This window comes from Metabacillus sp. GQ13 (genome assembly GCF_059758525.1).
This window is the reverse complement of sequence record NZ_JCAXET010000001.1, coordinates 140,948-157,521: the sequence shown is the minus strand read 5'-3', so window position 1 is coordinate 157,521 and position 16,574 is coordinate 140,948. Positions and strand designations below refer to the sequence as shown.

The following is a 16,574-nucleotide window of genomic DNA, read 5'->3' as shown; positions in this document are numbered from 1 at the left end:
AGGTCTTAGTTTATACAGATGAAAAAAATATTAGCTATCTCAATATTGGTTTTCTTAGTTGGTTATGCTATTTACTTTGCGTTAGTCCCCAAAGATGCAAAAGAGGGTATTACCAAAGGGAGTAAAGCACCAGATTTTGAATTAATGTCTTTAGATGGTGAAAAAATGAGCTTATCCGATCTAAACGGTAAAAAAGTAATCGTTAACTTTTGGGCAACATGGTGTCCACCGTGTCGAGCTGAAATGCCAGATATGCAAAAAATACAGGACGATTATCAAGAAGAGGTTGTGATAGCTGCAGTAAATCTGACAAGTTCAGAAAAAAGTGTTAATACCGTTAGAAAATTTATCAAGGAGCTAGATCTTTCCTTTCCAGTGTTATTAGATGAAAAGGGGAAAATAAATAAGCAATATGAAGTGATGTCATACCCAACATCGTATATAGTGGATGAAAATGGACTAATTGAATCAAAATTTCCAGGTGCTATGAGCTATGAACGAATGGAAGAATTATTAGGTTTGAAGAAATAATCGAGGCATTGTCTCGGTTTTTTATTTTTTTTATGAAAAAAAAACAAGTAACACTTTTATTGTACTAAATAGTTAGAATATTGGGCATCCTTGAAAAATATAGGATGTTAGCTACTTCAAGGACATGGGGATTCAAACAAGATCATATTCAATCTTTGTGCTTAAAATGAGCAACTTATGTATAAACAAAATTAGTGAGGTGAACATGTTGAGAAAAAGTAGAAAAAGAACATTTGAGGAATTAGTTTTGGAAAACAAGCAACAGTTATTAAATGATCGAGAGGCTCTTGAACGAATTGAAGATCGCTGGGAACAAAGAATGCAGAAAAAATTAGATTAACAAGGTTTTCTAGTCATTTATCTTTCTGAACTAGGGCATTCTAACCTATGAGGAGGCGATTAAATTGACAAATGGTAACAGAAGGCAAGCTAAATTTCAGCCAAATCATATAGGAACTAAATCAAGAAGTTTTGGTAATAACAAAGGTAAACAAATGCAGGATAAATCGGGACAACATCCTCAAGTCATTCAGACAAAAGGGGAGTAACAACTACACCATATTTTAAAACATATCTAAAAAAATTCGTGTTTAAAATAACCTTCTATACAGCACACTAAGCATGTTTGCTTTTTGACTTGGAAGAAAGGAAGGATTAAACTTCGATGACTAAACAAAACCGTCCTAACCCTGATGATCGCACAGACAATGTAGAGAAGCTTCAAAGTATGGTGCAAAATACCATTGAGAACATCGAAGAATCTCAAGATACACTACAATTTGCATCACCGAAAGACCGTGAGCAAATCGAGGGAAAGAATCATCGCCGTGAAGAAAGTATTCAAGCGCTAAGAGATGAAATTAGAGATGAAGCCCAAGCACGTGAAGATGGCTACCGTTTAGATCAGTAAAAAAATCAGGCTAACGCCTGGTTTTTTTTTTGATAAAAAGTTTCAACATTAAGCTAATAATTATGTTATAGCGTCTTTATTTCTATACCTTCATACAAGCAATTCAGTATAATTCAAAAAAAATATGTTGTATGATATCATTTATAGAAGATTTTCTTAAAAAAGCTAATTGAAGAGCAACAAGGAGAGAAAACAATGCTTATTTCAAAAACGGAAATTGATGTTAGATATGCCGAAACAGACCAAATGGGTGTTGTTTACCATGCAAATTATTTAATTTGGATGGAAGTAGGTAGAACAAAGCTTATTCAAGATCTCGGCTTTTCCTATGCTGAAATGGAAAAGGAAGGGATAATCTCACCTGTCATTGATATAGAGATATCTTACAAAAAGCCATTACGATATGGGGAAACAGCGACCATTCACACCTGGATAGAAGAATATAATGGAATGAAGAGTGTATACGGATATGAAATTTATACTCCCACTGGAGATTTAGCAATTGTGGCAAAATCAAGACATGTATGTGTACATAAAGATACATTTAGGCCGATTAAGTTTCGTAAGCTGTTCCCAGACTGGCATGAAGCATATGAGAAGGCAAAGAAGTAAATGGCATTTGGAGTAAAACGTACAGAATTAACAAAATGGAAAACTGAAGTATCAAAAGGGGAAATCGCTTTTTTAACTCATTTCTGGATTGATGAGCGCTTTCCAAACTCACATAGCATCACAAAGGTTGGCTGTAGTGACATTAAAAAACTAGCTAAATGGGGCGCAGAATTTGGTTTAAAAGAAGAATGGATCCATCATAATGAGAGGTTTCCACACTTTGATTTATTAGGTGATATACAAGTGGAAATCCTTAAGTATTATCAATTAAATGATCATATAAATCGGTTTAAGCTTAATATTTAATCGGCAATACTCTCGTAAACCAATTGTATGAAGCCGTAACAAAAGTAAAATAAGAGGCTGATTCTTAGTCAACCTCTTATTTTATTCGATATTTTATAATTCTTGTACTTTGGATAGTATTTCTACTGCTCGCTTCAAAGCCTGAAACGAGGGAACTTCACTCACTGTTTTCATACTCAATGTTCAATAGGGTCTTCATAATTAAATACAGGTTCATCCATTTCCTCATCTAAATCAACATGAAGATTGTGATTATCAAAATACCAAAGGTCACGATCTTCAACAAAGAATGTGATGCCCTGATTATCTACACTAGAACCAACTTCTTCCGGAGTTTGTTTTGAAACCCCAAGCGAAAAGCCTTTTTGTACATTGCTACATCCACCATATCGCACAAAAAATTTAACCTTATCACCTTTTTGTAAGTCTAATTCGTTTTTATACCAGTTAGTTGCTTTGTCATTTACGATTATGTCCAAAATAAAACACTCCTTTTACTACTTTAGGTTTAGAAATTCTCCGCCATATAGGTTTTTCCCGAATAAGGACAATTAAAACTAAATAGTTCTTTTATTATTATAATATAGATTAAACGATAGAACCATTATCAGAAATTCTATAGCATAAGAATAGGTCAAATTGTTTTAAAAAAACTCTTTTATCTAGGTCGGTACTCCTTTAATCAAAAGTCCTTCACCATTAAAAAAAACCACTGTTATGTGGTTTTTTTAATTACTTTATAGCCATTTGACTTTAGGTTCTGTTTTATTCATAATTCTTTTAATGTTTGCACGATGTCGATAGATAACAAAAATAGTTAATAAAGAGATCGCGATTGTTAAGGATGGTTCTCCCGTAAATAAGCTATAAATGATGCCATATACACCTGCTAGCATGGATGATAAGGATACATACTTTGTTATATATAGAATGACAAAAAAGAATGCTATTAACGTAACAAATAACATTGGGTTAAATAGAAGCAATACCCCAGCGGAAGTTGCTACAGCCTTACCACCTTTAAAATTAGCGAAAAGTGGGTATGTATGACCTAAAACAGCAAAAATCCCTGCTAATAAGTAGTGTAACTCAAAATGAAAAAGAGATGGCAATGCTGCAGCAAGTGTTCCTTTTAATATATCTGCACTTGTCACAATCAGTCCAGCTTTAATGCCTAATGTTCGAAAAGTATTGGTGCCACCTAAGTTCCCACTTCCATGTTCTCGGATATCAATTCCATATCCGAGTTTACCGACGATAAGGCCTGATGGGATGGAACCGATTAAGTAAGCAAGTATAAAAATAATTATGGCTTCTATCATATGAGTGCTCCTTTGTATATTCTTCTTTTATTCTATCATGACCCAATAGAAAAACACTACGAGAGAATAAAAAAACAAAAAAATAGTTAGTTTATCCAAATTAAGCGTTATACTAAGTGTGTGGTTCAAATTCGAATCAATGTAGTTTGTTATGGAATATTAGTTATGAATTGAAAATAGAAGTACTTTCCTCAGACTAAAATCGAGCAAGGTATAATCATTGTTTGAACCGAATTATCTTGCTAAGATTAAGAAAAGGAGCTGGTTTTAAAATGGCTATTGAATATCCTACAAAACTAGAAACTGGCGAGATTCTAAAAAATAGTAAAACAATTGCAGTTGTCGGTTTATCGGATAATCCTGCTCGTACCTCTTACATGGTGAGTAAGGCTATGCAGGAGGCTGGATATGAAATTATACCAGTTAATCCAACTATTGATGAAGTACTTGGTGTGAAAGCAGTAGCAACATTACAGGATATAAATAAGCATATTGACATTGTCAATGTATTTCGTCGTTCAGAACAGTTACTTGAAGTTGCAAAAGATTTCTTGAAGATTGATGCAGATGTTTATTGGGCTCAATTAGGTCTTGAAAACGAAGAGGCCTATGAGTTGTTAAAACAGAATGAAAAGACAGTTGTGATGAATCGATGTATCAAGGTTGAGCATGCTATGACAAAGTAAAAACAATGTGTTCATTTTAGAAAAATCCTTGTAAAAACAAGGATTTTTTACTTTATTACACGAATAAGGTTTGCTAAATGCAATTTACGATATACAATAAAGCGTGGATATTATGTAATTAGCACTATTCGATCTACTGATAATATATATATAAATTAGCTATTGTTTTTATGTAAGGGTTGTCGAATCTTGAAAATTTGTATAAAATACTAAAACATGCGTTCTAACTAAAGAGAAACGTGATTGTGTGTCAATTGAAAGGGGTTTAGTCGTTTTGGTTAAAAAGCAACAATTTGATTATAATGATGATGCCATACAGGTTCTTGAAGGACTTGAAGCAGTAAGGAAACGTCCAGGAATGTATATCGGAAGCACAGATAGCAGAGGACTACATCATCTTGTGTATGAGATCGTTGATAACTCTGTAGATGAGGCGTTAGCTGGATATGGAGATCACATTATTATTAAAATACATAAAGATAACAGTATATCTGTACAAGATAAAGGTCGTGGAATGCCAACAGGTATGCATAAGCTTGGCAAACCAACTCCAGAAGTTATTTTAACCATTCTTCATGCCGGTGGTAAATTCGGTCAAGGTGGCTATAAGACAAGTGGTGGTCTACATGGTGTAGGTGCATCTGTTGTAAATGCCTTATCTGAATGGTTAGTCGTAACGATTCAACGAGAAGGCTTTATATATGAACAACGATTTGAAAACGGCGGTAAGCCGGCAACAACCCTTGAAAAGAAAGGGAAAACGACTAAAACTGGAACAAAGATTCATTTTAAACCTGATCCACTAATTTTTAATACTACGACAACATATAACTTTGAAACGTTAAGTGAACGCTTACGTGAGTCAGCATTCTTGTTAAAGGGCTTTAAAATTGAACTGATGGATGAAAGAAGTGGTCAAGGAGAGACCTATCTTTATGAGACTGGAATTGAGGCGTTTGTTTCCTATTTGAACGAAGAAAAGGACTCACTTCACCCAGTTGTTTCTTTTGAGGGAAATCAAAATGGTATTGAGGTTGATTTTGCTTTTCAATTTAATGACGGTTATTCAGAAAACATCTTATCCTTTGTCAATAATGTACGGACGAAAGATGGCGGTACACATGAAGCTGGTTCGAAAACCGCAATGACTAGAGCTTTTAATGAATATGCAAGAAAGACCGGATTGTTAAAAGAAAAGGATAAAAATTTGGAAGGATCTGATATTCGAGAGGGTCTTTCAGCGATTATCTCTGTTCGTATTCCGGAAGAACTACTCCAGTTCGAAGGACAAACGAAGGGTAAGCTTGGAACAAGTGAAGCTAGATCTGCTGTTGATGCTGTTATCTCTGAAAATTTATCTTACTTTTTAGAGGAAAATCCTGATTCAGGGACATTACTTGTAAGAAAATCGATTAAAGCCTTTCAAGCGAGAGAAGCTGCACGTAAAGCACGTGAAGAAGCAAGAACGGGTAAGAAGCGTAAACGCTCCGATACCAATCTTAGTGGGAAGCTAACCCCAGCACAATCACGTAATCCACTCAAAAATGAAATCTACCTTGTCGAGGGAGATTCTGCAGGTGGATCTGCAAAACAAGGTAGAGATCGCCGCTTTCAGGCTGTACTACCATTAAGAGGTAAAGTCATTAATACTGAGAAGGCTAAGCTTGCCGACATTTTTAAAAATGAAGAAATCAATACGATTATACATGCAATTGGTGGTGGAGTTGGAGCAGAATTCCTAATCGAAGACATTAACTATGATAAAATAATTATCATGACTGATGCGGATACAGATGGCGCACACATACAGGTCCTCTTATTAACATTCTTTTATCGTTACATGAAACCATTAATTGAAAATGGTAAAATATTTATCGCTTTACCGCCACTTTATAAGGTAAGTAAAGGAACGGGCAAAAAAGAGGTTGTTGAATATGCATGGTCGGATGATGATTTAGAAGATGCTATCGCAAAAGTTGGAAAAGGGTACATGCTCCAACGTTATAAAGGTTTAGGAGAAATGAACGCAGACCAGCTCTGGGAGACAACGATGGACCCAGGGTTAAGGACATTAATTCGGGTTAAAATAGATGATGCAGCACGTGCTGAGCGTCGCGTAACAACACTTATGGGGGATAAAGTAGAACCACGCCGTAAATGGATCGAAAATAATGTCGCATTTGGTCTTGATGAAGAAACAAATATATTAGAAAATGAACACTTATCGGTCCCAGAGGAGGTCTAGGTTTTGGCAGATTCAGTAGAAATATATCGTGATTTACCTCTTGAAGATGTACTTGGTGACCGTTTCGGACGTTATAGTAAGTACATTATTCAAGATCGAGCTCTTCCAGATGCGCGTGACGGGCTAAAGCCTGTACAAAGAAGAATTTTATATGCAATGCACGTCGACGGAAATACGTTTGAACGTAATTTCCGAAAGTCAGCAAAAACAGTAGGTAACGTTATTGGTAACTACCACCCACATGGTGATTCATCAGTATATGAAGCAATGGTACGTATGAGTCAAGACTGGAAAGTTCGAAATGTACTGATTCAAATGCACGGAAATAACGGAAGTCTTGATGGTGATCCTCCTGCTGCAATGCGTTATACCGAGGCTAGATTATCTGCAATTGCTTCTGAATTACTCCGGGACATTGAAAAGGATACAGTTGAATTTGTATCGAATTTTGATGATACAAGTCAAGAACCATTAGTCCTTCCTGCGATGTTCCCCAATCTTTTAGTCAATGGTTCAACGGGTATATCGGCTGGTTATGCAACAGATATACCTCCACATCATCTAGGTGAGGTTATCGATGCGGTTATTAAGCGTATGGATAAACCAAGTAGTACAGTAGATGAACTGATGACGGTGATCAAAGGTCCCGACTTTCCAACTGGAGGGATTATCCAGGGAACTGATGGGATTAAAAAGGCATATGAAACGGGTAAAGGAAAAATAATTATCCGTGGGAAAGCGAGTATAGAAGATACACGAGGTGGGAAACAACAAATCGTTGTGACAGAAATCCCATTTGAAGTGAATAAAGCAAACCTTGTTAGACGTATGGACGAATTCCGTATTGAACGTAAAGTGGAAGGGATTTCAGAGGTCCGTGACGATACTGATCGAACAGGATTACGGATTGTCATTGAACTAAAAAAAGATGCCAATGCTATAGGTGTATTAAACTATCTATACAAAAATAGTGATCTTCAAGTTACTTATAATTTTAATATGGTAGCAATTCATAATCGTAGACCAATGCTAATGAGTTTGCCTTCGATTCTAGATGCCTATATAGGCCATCAAAAAGAGGTTGTTACGAACCGTTCGAAATTTGAGCTTCGTAAAGCACAAGAACGCCACCACATTGTTGAAGGATTAATAAAGGCTTTGTCTATATTAGACGAAGTAATCGCAAAAATCCGTGCTTCGAAAGACAAACGTGATGCCAAAAATAATTTAATTGATGCTTTTCAATTTACTGAGCCGCAAGCCGAAGCGATCGTATCCTTACAGCTTTATCGTTTAACAAATACTGATATTACCGCATTAACCAATGAATCAGAGGAGTTAGCGAAGAAAATTGAGGAGCTTACTAGCATTTTGAGTGATGAAAATATCCTCTTAAAAGTGATTAAAAATGACCTAAGAAAGCTCAAAAAAACGTACGCTGATAATCGTCGCTCTGTCATTGAAGAGAAAATCGAGGAAATTAAGATTAATCTTGAAGTGATGATTGCTTCAGAGGATGTTATCGTGACTGTTACAAAAGATGGTTATATTAAACGTACAAGTCTGAGGTCATATTCAGCTTCGAATGGGCAGGATTTCGGAATGAAAGATACCGATAGGCTACTCTCAAAAATTGAAATCAATACAACAGAGGTCGTTTTGTTATTCACAAACAAAGGAAATTATTTGTATTGTCCTGTCCATGAACTACCTGAAATTAGATGGAAGGATATTGGTCAACATATTGCTAATATTATCCCAATTGATCGAGATGAAGACATCCTCAAGGCAATACCGGTAAAGAATTTTGAAGAACCTAATTTCTTAACCTTTATTACAAAATTAGGTATGGTGAAAAAAACAGAGCTAATTCATTACAAGGCACAAAGGCATTCAAAACCATTAGTTGCCTTAAATCTCAAAGGTGATGACCAGCTTATTGATGTCCATGTTAGTTCAGGGGAAAATGATTTATTCTTAGTGACTAACTTAGGCTATGGTTTATGGTTTGAGGAAGAAGAAGTAAGTATTGTTGGACCTCGAGCAGCAGGTGTTAAAGGTATTAATTTAAAACCAGATGATTATGTCGTAAGTGGTAAATTGATCTTACGTAATAAAAAGGCATATTTAGTTATTGCAACTCAAAGAGGTGCTGTCAAAAAAATGTCTGTTGCTGACTTTGAAAAATCAACACGTGCTAAACGTGGTTTAGTTATGCTTAGAGAATTAAAAAGTAATCCTCATCGAATTGCTGGAGCAGAGATTGTTCAAGATAAAGGCGACTTTTATCTTGAAACAGCAAAAGGTGTTATTGAATGTATAAACGTTTCTTCCTTAAGACCTAATGACCGCTATAGTAACGGTTCTTTCGTTATAGATGAACAGGATACAGGTTCTGTTACAAATGTGTGGTTATCACTTGAGGACGGAACAAAGGATAAACAAGAATAGGAGAAAGGGGCTAATCCACTAGGATCAGCCCCTTTTCTTATACGATCAAAAATTATATCTTTTGTCATTTTTCATTATTTTTTAATACGTCACTGAACCGGCGCTGTGCTCTTATTTTTTACTGAAGTAATCATTAAAGGCATGGATAATTTCGATTCCTTGATACGTGAAGAGACTAATTGCAGTAAGTGAAAATAAGACTACTGGAATGAATCTTAACCAAATCATTTATATAACCTCCTATTGTAAATTTAGGTTGTATATAAATGAGACTTGGAAAAATAGGAAGATTGATAATAAACCGAGTATAGAAAATGTTTTAATTTCCGTCTAGACTTAGTAGGGGTACGGACTAGGTGTGTAGTGCACGCTAGCATGAGGACTAGTAAATATCCTACCACATGCCCACCTATAAGAAAATCAACATGTTTTTGATCTTCTTGTAGATTAATTGTTTCAAAGGTTGATACACTTTCAACAGCAACCAGCTTGCCATGACTAGCGGGCTGATTAGAGTGAGGCATTGAAACAAAATGACAACCGACAAACACGATCAAAAATATCATCAAAGATTTAATCAGCAAAAGTAGTTTCATTTTATCACTCCTTCGCTGTAGAATAGTCATATCATACCGCCATTTTAACCATTTGAAAAGCGTTTTGTTTGTCTATTTTTGTCATCATCCAATGGGAGGGTTTACAAATTTGATTTTGTTGCTAATTGTTTTCATGCCGCCTTTTAAAATAACAAAAAGATGAAGGAAATTGGCATAAAAAAGAACACGAAAAAATTAATCAGTGTGTTCGATCTTTGTCTTTGGGATGTACTTAAATATTTCGTTTGTTTCAAAGCTGTCAACAAGGCGATTTAACCAATCATAATAGTCTAATGCCTGATGAAGTTTTTCGATGTCGTTATTAATTAGAGCAATCATTTCTTCGGTTAGCTCATTCGTATCTAGCAGTTTATGAAGTTCCTGTAATGATTTCTCTATTGCCGATACATTAATGTTCACACCACTACGCCATTTTATTGTAAAAAAATCAGAGAAGGTTTGAAACCAGTCTTCCTCGGCCTTGTATAAATCCTTACGATTTCCTTTCTTCCAAACTTTATCAACCATATGTAAATCCATTAAATTTCTAACAGAAGTACTCATACTCGTTTTACTCATACCTAACTCATTTTTCATTTCGTCTAATGTCAATGGTTGATTTTGAAAATAAAGAAGTCCCCATAATCTTCCTACTGACGGTGTTACACCATATAAATTCATGTTTTGAGAAATGGCCTCAATAACACGTTCACGAGCTTTCTCAAGTTCATCTTTACCCTGCAAACCCTTTCACATCCTATTATCAGTTATATATACAGACTACAGTTAACTGAATTGATTGTAAAGATAACGAATGAAAAGGAAATAGGAGGAATTGTACGCATACAGTATGTAAAGTACGTACAGTATTTTCTGTACGAAGCTTACGGTCATATTTGACGTTATATACACTTTGTAATCACTTTGTAATATTTCTATACTTAATAAGGCAGGAGTGATCGTGACAATTTATGTGGGAAAGGACGGATTTAATCTAATAAATAGTATCTTAGTCGCGTTTTTTTAATGATTATATAGAGGTGGAAAAATGAATAACAATAATAGAACGGTAAAAATCACTGTTCGAGAAGTATCGAAAATTTTTGGGAAAAACACCAAAAAGGCTGCTCAGCTTCTTAAACAGGGAAAATCAAAGCAAGAGATATTAAAAGAAACCGGATCTACAGTCGGAGTTAATCGTGCTAGCTTTGATGTATACCCTGGAGAAATCTTCGTTATTATGGGTCTTTCCGGTAGTGGGAAATCAACACTTGTTCGGATGTTTAATCGTTTGATTGAACCTACAGGTGGTCAAGTGTTAATTGATGGTGAAGATATTGTTGCAATGAATAAGGAAGAACTACGAAATGTTCGTCGGGAAAAAATGAGTATGGTTTTTCAACGTTTTGCATTATTTCCTCATCGTACGGTTCTCTCTAATACAGAGTATGGTTTAGAAATACAGGGTGTAGAAAAAGAAAAACGGAAAGAACTGGCTTTAGAAGCTTTAAAACTTGTTGGTCTTGAGGGTTATGAACTTCAATTACCTAGTCAACTAAGCGGGGGCATGCAACAAAGGGTAGGACTTGCAAGAGCGTTGGCAAATGATCCTGACATTTTATTAATGGATGAAGCATTCAGTGCACTTGATCCACTAATCAGGAAAGACATGCAAGACGAATTATTAGATCTTCAATCAACCATGGAAAAAACAATAATATTCATCACTCATGATCTTGATGAGGCATTACGAATTGGTGACCGAATCGCATTAATGAAGGATGGTAATATTGTTCAAATAGGAACGCCTGAAGAAATTCTTATGAATCCTTCTAATGATTATGTTGAACGATTTGTAGAAGATGTTGATCTATCAAAAGTTTTAACAGCAAGTCATGTTATGAAAAGGGCAGAGACGATCCAGCTTGAAAAAGGAGCTAGAGTTGCTCTAAATGTCATGAAGGAAAACGGCATTTCAACCGTTTATATTGTTGATAAACAAAAGAAATTAATCGGAGCTGTCACTGCAGCAGATGCAAAAAATGCAATTGAGAATAATCTTAAGTTAGAAGAAGTGATTACCAAAGATTGTATAACAGTCCAACCAGAGACACATTTAGTTGACTTATTTGATGACGTATCTAGTGCTGTCATACCAGTGGCAGTTGTTGATGAGACGAACCGCTTAAAGGGAATAGTCATAAGAGGGGCAGTTATTGGAGCACTTGCTGGTAATGATACATTTATAAATGAGACTGTACATAAAGAGCAACCTGTAAAAGTCGAAATGGAGGTGCTCTAATATGGATGAATTATTACCGAAATTACCAATAGCAGACTGGATCGATGTGTTTATTGATTGGCTCGTTCTTCATTTTGATCCTCTCTTTGAAGGAATAGCAAATGGACTTGAGTTCTTTGTCGAAGGAATCGTGCTTGGACTTGGCGTTATACCTGTTATTTTATTAGCGATTATTGTTAGTTTACTAGCTTGGAAGGTTTGTAATTGGCGGATAGCGCTCTTTACAATCATTGGCTTGCTGTTAATTGATAACTTAGGATATTGGGAAAATATGCTAGACACGATTGCACTTGTGCTTACTTCTGTCGGTATCTCAATCATACTTGGTATTCCAATTGGAATCTGGGCTTCACAAAGTGAAAAAACTGGTAAGGTCGTATCTCCAATTCTTGACTTTATGCAAACAATGCCCGCATTTGTTTATTTATTACCTGCAATCTTCTTCTTTAATATAGGTGTAGTACCTGGGGTTGTTGCTTCTGTTATTTTTGCAATGCCTCCAACTATCCGCTTAACGATTTTAGGGATTAAACAAGTACCTGAGGAATTAATTGAGGCAACACAGGCATTTGGCTCGACTACTAGTCAAAAGTTAATGAAGGTACAATTACCATTAGCATTACCAACCATCATGGCGGGTGTCAACCAAAGTATTATGCTAGCCTTATCAATGGTTGTTATCGCTTCTATGGTTGGTGCTCCAGGACTGGGTGCAGACGTTTATCGTGCTGTCACACAGCTACAAACAGGAACAGGCTTTGAAGCTGGATTGGCAATCGTAATCATTGCGATTATTTTAGATAGAATTACTCAAAATATCGGGAAAAGTAAAAAAGGGGGAACCGTTTAATGTTTACAAAATTATCAAAAGTAACATTGGCATTAGGTTTATCAGTAGGTTTAGCAGCTTGTAGTAGTGGTGAGGAAAGCAGTGGGTCAAATGAATCTGATTCTAGTAATAACACAGCATCTGTTGGTGAATCAGTAGAATACAAGATTACAGGAATTGATCCAGGTGCAGGAATTACGAAAGCAACTGCAGCAGCTATTGAAGACTATGAGCTAACAGAATGGGAATTGATTGAAGGTTCTGGCGCAGCAATGACTGCATCTTTAAAGAAAGCTTATGATAAAGAAGAACCTATTATAATTACTGGGTGGACTCCACATTGGATGTTCTCAAAATTTGATTTAAAGTATTTAGAAGATCCGAATGGTGTATTTGGAGAAGCAGAAAATATTAATTCGATTGCACGTAATGGATTAGCAGACGATCTACCAGGTGTACACAAGGTATTAGATCAATTTCACTGGTCACCCGATGAAATGGGTGTAATAATGAGTAGTATCCAAGAAGGTACAAAAGCTGAAGAAGCTGCTGCTGCCTGGGTAGAAGAAAACAGTGATAGAGTAGCAGAGTGGACTAAAGGTGCTGAAGAAGGTAATGGAGAAGAAGTACAAATTGCATATGTTGCTTGGGATAGTGAAATTGCAAGTACGAATGTTCTAGCAAAAGTACTTCAAGACCTTGGATATGAAGTAACAATCAGTCAAGTAGAAGCAGGTCCAATGTGGGCTGGTGTTGCTGATGGAAGTGTAGATGCACATATCGCTGGTTGGTTACCATTAACTCATGCTGATCAATATGAAAAGTATGAAGGCGATTTTGAAGACCTAGGACCAAACCTTGAAGGTGCTAAAACTGGATTAGTTGTTCCAGCTTATATGGATATTGATTCAATCGAGGATTTAAAAGAGTAATGATATTAAATCATTTAGTTCCATACTGATTTAAAAATAACCGCTTAGAGTTTTTACTCTGAGCGGTTATTTTATTTCTAAATATATGTAGTTTAAAAGGAAATCGATAAATGTTTACTAATTTAGTCACTAAAGCCAGTCATAAATCCTTCAATAAACCCCTAAATTAGGTGATTCAAGAACTATTAAAGATAGTATAAATCCAACCTACACCTTTAAGTTTGATTTTTGGGAATTACCTAGATAATACATGATTAAACCAATTACTACTATTAGAGCGGGGGATTATGGATAAAATGAAATCAATCACTTTTTTTATCCTTTCTTTACAGTAAACTTACATTTTTCTTCTAGTAACCTACCACTTTAGCACAAATTCAATTATACATACAAACTAGAATTTTTATACATATATCATTTTTTGAGAATGAAACTTCTTCATCACCCAATAAATAATCATCCCAATTAGTATCAAGAAAGATAAGAGACAGACTACACTTAACAATGGTTGGATAGAAAACGCGAACAGAAACTTATCAACTTCATAAATTTGCTCTGGACCAGTTGAAGACTTTGGAGTAAAGACAATATGTGTCATCCAATCTTCTTCAAGCATAATGTACGATCCTGTCCAAGATGTTGCAAAGAAACTATACGCAAATGTAGGTATCATAACAAGAAAAAGAATGACTCTTGATAATTTTGCCAAACTACTCACCTCATTTTATATGGTTTGTTTATGTTATTATAAACAGATTATATCATTTAAATGGAAAACATTATTAAGGGATTTAATGAAAATTTTTAATAATTCACCAAGTTTCTTATAGATGCTCAATTTAAATAATAGTGCGGTTATGTGTAGTAACTAAAGCCCTTAATTTTTCAAAGTTGTAGTTGTAGAAGAGAAATTAGGCTTTTATATAGAGAGATTTTATTAAAGTTGTAACTCCTTATTTTCCGCATTGTGATGGTGGGACCCCATATAGAAACAACTCATTCCGATTGCTCAAGAAATTTGTGTTTAAGATAACATTTCGGATAAATATTTATTAACCTAATTCTAGATGGGTGCATACCTTAAGGAGGTAGAGGAGGGATATAAATGTACAATAATTATGAACTTAACGTTCATCGAGTGCAGCATGGCAATCATCCGAATCAAGGGAACGAAAATATGTATCCTCAAGATGTTCAGAGTATGCCTAATCAAATGTATCCAACTGGGGTTCAGGGAGCATACCAACCTATGCACGAGGATATAAAAAAACAATGTAGAGAGTATATGAACTACCATGTTCAAGCAAAAATGCAAGATGGATCAGATATAGAAGGTATTATCACAGATATGGACGAAAATAACGTGACAATGTTAGTACCAGAGGAAATCGATGAAGAAGAGTTAAACGATGGTACAAATAGGCAATATGGCTATGGAAGAAGGAGATTTCGTCGATTCCGTCGATTCCGTTTCCCATTATTAAATTTTTTATTTTTAAGACCGTACCCATATTTCTATCCGTATCCTTATTTTCCGTACCCATATTAAATCCAAAAGAAAAAGTAGTAGTAATTTGAGGACCATCCTTAAAGGGTGGTTTTTTCTCATTGGTGTATCTTTTTATCCGGTTGTAATAAAATTGCACCGTTTTGAAAAAAGATGAACGATATATATTTTGGATAAAAATGATAATTTATAAAAGTTTGATCAAAAATCCTATTGTGATAATGGAGGGATTTTTTTATTCTATTTGGCGGAATAAAGGTAAGAAAGAGTAGAAAACAAATCAACCCTTAGTTATTCAAATAATGAGCAGGGGAAATATACCTGGTCTACATTTTTGAGTGTATGTGGGAAAAACATCGCATGTTTTAAGTGAATTCCCCTTAGAGGATACTGATTATTCTACTAAATTTATACAAAACAGTTGGACGAAAAAAGTCCAGAAAGAAGGATAAAAAATTATTGTGTTGAATAGAGCTATAGGGAAATCCATTGATAAAAGGTAAACAAATTAAAACAGAGAAGAGTGAGCTAATGGAAAATAACCGAGCAAAGAAAATGTACGATTACCACGTTTGGGCTAACCAACAAGTGATCCAACACTTAAAGCAACTACCTGAAAGTGTGTATAACGAGACTGTTAAAAGTGTTTTCTCATCTATCTCAGATGTTCTGATTCACCTTTACGCAACAGATATTACCTGGCTGGAAACGATGAAAGAAAGAAGTTTCCATGATACTGTTAGAGAAGTTGAACGTCGACAGTCAGAAGCATCAGGGGCGTCAATAGATGAACTTGAAGCGTTCTATAATGCACTTTCAGAAGAATTTTACAGTTTTTTTTCTGAGCAGCATGATCCAGATCGAATTATCATTACTGAGCATCCTGAATATGGTCGTAGTGAGTTCATACTTGCCGATCTTATTCACCATGTAGTGAATCATGGAACCTACCATCGTGGTAATGTGTCAGCGATGCTTCATCAACAAGGTGAACGAAGCGTACCTACGGATTATGTATATTTTATCTTTTAAATGACTTTAGTCGTGTTATTCTAATACTGAAAATGATCAATTGCTTTTTTATATGTAGGACAAAATTAGAAAGTCCTTTTTGTGAGCGGTTTAAATTGTTATTCTAAAACCTCTGGTAACTCCTAGGATAATATAAGGATATATGAATATGAAATATAAACAATCGATTTTAAGTTATTCAGACCACATTAGTTAAGGGAATTTGAAATTCACCTATTATTTTGGAGTCAAGGGTGGAGTTTTTTTAGATTGTCTATCCTTTTCTTGAAGTATCTCTGTTTAAAAAGAGATACTTCAAGAAAAAAATGAAAGG

19 protein-coding genes are annotated in these 16,574 nt (G+C 35.2%); 14 read left to right on the top strand and 5 right to left on the bottom strand.

Annotation, left to right across the window (positions count from 1 at the left end):
* The first annotated feature begins 18 nt into the window (after positions 1-18).
* The 6 genes from AC6CHR_RS00875 to AC6CHR_RS00850 all read left to right on the top strand — a co-directional run bounded on the left by AC6CHR_RS00875 (position 19) and on the right by AC6CHR_RS00850 (position 2,359).
* A complete protein-coding gene (locus tag AC6CHR_RS00875; protein WP_498246555.1) occupies positions 19-531 on the top strand; it encodes a peroxiredoxin family protein in 513 nt (170 codons plus the stop codon).
* Between the two features lie 208 nt (positions 532-739).
* On the top strand, positions 740-871 hold the full coding sequence (locus AC6CHR_RS00870; protein ID WP_498246554.1) for an FbpB family small basic protein: 132 nt from the start codon (positions 740-742) through the stop codon (positions 869-871).
* Between the two features lie 64 nt (positions 872-935).
* Positions 936-1,079, top strand: a complete 144-nt coding sequence (locus tag AC6CHR_RS00865; protein WP_498246553.1) for an acid-soluble spore protein N — start codon at positions 936-938, stop codon at positions 1,077-1,079.
* Positions 1,080-1,195: 116 nt separating this feature from the next.
* The gene (tlp, locus tag AC6CHR_RS00860; protein ID WP_498246552.1) at positions 1,196-1,441 is read left to right on the top strand and encodes a small acid-soluble spore protein Tlp; all 246 of its coding nucleotides are present in this window, start codon (positions 1,196-1,198) and stop codon (positions 1,439-1,441) included.
* A gap of 195 nt (positions 1,442-1,636) precedes the next feature.
* Positions 1,637-2,053, top strand: a complete 417-nt coding sequence (locus tag AC6CHR_RS00855) for an acyl-CoA thioesterase (protein ID WP_498246551.1) — start codon at positions 1,637-1,639, stop codon at positions 2,051-2,053.
* Positions 2,054-2,359 carry a hypothetical protein gene (locus tag AC6CHR_RS00850; RefSeq protein ID WP_498246550.1) on the top strand — a complete coding sequence of 102 codons (306 nt, stop codon included), beginning with the start codon at positions 2,054-2,056 and terminating at the stop codon, positions 2,357-2,359.
* 176 nt (positions 2,360-2,535) lie between these two features.
* Here the strand turns inward: AC6CHR_RS00850 and AC6CHR_RS00845 are convergent, their stop codons facing one another.
* On the bottom strand, positions 2,536-2,838 hold the full coding sequence (locus AC6CHR_RS00845) for a HesB/YadR/YfhF family protein (protein WP_498246549.1): 303 nt from the start codon (positions 2,836-2,838) through the stop codon (positions 2,536-2,538).
* A gap of 258 nt (positions 2,839-3,096) precedes the next feature.
* Positions 3,097-3,681: a glycerol-3-phosphate 1-O-acyltransferase PlsY gene (gene plsY, locus AC6CHR_RS00840; protein WP_498246548.1), complete on the bottom strand. Its 585-nt coding sequence runs from the start codon at positions 3,679-3,681 to the stop codon at positions 3,097-3,099.
* Positions 3,682-3,953: 272 nt separating this feature from the next.
* On the opposite strand from plsY, the gene AC6CHR_RS00835 reads away from it, so the two are divergent.
* The 3 genes from AC6CHR_RS00835 (at position 3,954) to parC (ending at position 9,063) form a co-directional block, all read left to right on the top strand.
* Positions 3,954-4,367 carry a CoA-binding protein gene (locus AC6CHR_RS00835; protein WP_498246547.1) on the top strand — a complete coding sequence of 138 codons (414 nt, stop codon included), beginning with the start codon at positions 3,954-3,956 and terminating at the stop codon, positions 4,365-4,367.
* Between the two features lie 274 nt (positions 4,368-4,641).
* Complete coding sequence (parE, locus tag AC6CHR_RS00830) at positions 4,642-6,612, top strand: DNA topoisomerase IV subunit B (RefSeq protein ID WP_498246546.1); 1,971 nt, start codon at positions 4,642-4,644, stop codon at positions 6,610-6,612.
* Between the two features lie 3 nt (positions 6,613-6,615).
* Entirely contained in the window at positions 6,616-9,063 is a 2,448-nt protein-coding gene (gene parC / locus AC6CHR_RS00825) for a DNA topoisomerase IV subunit A (RefSeq protein WP_498246545.1), read from the top strand.
* Between the two features lie 251 nt (positions 9,064-9,314).
* Here parC and AC6CHR_RS00820 read toward each other — a convergent pair whose 3' ends face one another.
* Together AC6CHR_RS00820 and cudC are read right to left on the bottom strand one after the other, a co-directional pair.
* Complete coding sequence (locus AC6CHR_RS00820) at positions 9,315-9,659, bottom strand: hypothetical protein (protein WP_498246544.1); 345 nt, start codon at positions 9,657-9,659, stop codon at positions 9,315-9,317.
* Positions 9,660-9,854: 195 nt separating this feature from the next.
* Positions 9,855-10,403 (bottom strand): choline uptake/conversion transcriptional regulator CudC, encoded by a 549-nt coding sequence (gene cudC, locus AC6CHR_RS00815; protein WP_498246543.1) that lies wholly within the window; start codon positions 10,401-10,403, stop codon positions 9,855-9,857.
* A 304-nt stretch (positions 10,404-10,707) separates the two neighbouring features.
* Between cudC and AC6CHR_RS00810 the strand changes: the two genes are divergently transcribed.
* The 3 genes from AC6CHR_RS00810 to AC6CHR_RS00800 are packed head-to-tail and all read left to right on the top strand — an operon-like array spanning position 10,708 to position 13,722.
* A complete protein-coding gene (locus AC6CHR_RS00810) occupies positions 10,708-11,961 on the top strand; it encodes a quaternary amine ABC transporter ATP-binding protein (RefSeq protein ID WP_498246542.1) in 1,254 nt (417 codons plus the stop codon).
* A gap of 1 nt (position 11,962) precedes the next feature.
* On the top strand, positions 11,963-12,811 hold the full coding sequence (locus AC6CHR_RS00805) for an ABC transporter permease (RefSeq protein WP_498246541.1): 849 nt from the start codon (positions 11,963-11,965) through the stop codon (positions 12,809-12,811).
* A complete protein-coding gene (locus tag AC6CHR_RS00800; RefSeq protein ID WP_498246540.1) occupies positions 12,811-13,722 on the top strand; it encodes a glycine betaine ABC transporter substrate-binding protein in 912 nt (303 codons plus the stop codon). Before AC6CHR_RS00805 ends, AC6CHR_RS00800 begins: the two co-directional genes overlap by 1 nt.
* Before the next feature lie 403 nt (positions 13,723-14,125).
* On the opposite strand, the gene AC6CHR_RS00795 is transcribed toward AC6CHR_RS00800, so the two are convergent.
* The gene (locus tag AC6CHR_RS00795; protein WP_498246539.1) at positions 14,126-14,431 is read right to left on the bottom strand and encodes a DUF4306 domain-containing protein; all 306 of its coding nucleotides are present in this window, start codon (positions 14,429-14,431) and stop codon (positions 14,126-14,128) included.
* A gap of 396 nt (positions 14,432-14,827) precedes the next feature.
* Here AC6CHR_RS00795 and AC6CHR_RS00790 point away from each other — a divergent pair, with 396 nt between their 5' ends.
* Together AC6CHR_RS00790 and AC6CHR_RS00785 are read left to right on the top strand one after the other, a co-directional pair.
* Positions 14,828-15,271: a hypothetical protein gene (locus AC6CHR_RS00790; RefSeq protein WP_498246538.1), complete on the top strand. Its 444-nt coding sequence runs from the start codon at positions 14,828-14,830 to the stop codon at positions 15,269-15,271.
* A 447-nt stretch (positions 15,272-15,718) separates the two neighbouring features.
* Positions 15,719-16,261, top strand: coding sequence for a DinB family protein (locus tag AC6CHR_RS00785; protein ID WP_498246537.1), 543 nt, complete (start codon positions 15,719-15,721; stop codon positions 16,259-16,261).
* The last annotated feature ends 313 nt before the right edge of the window (positions 16,262-16,574 follow it).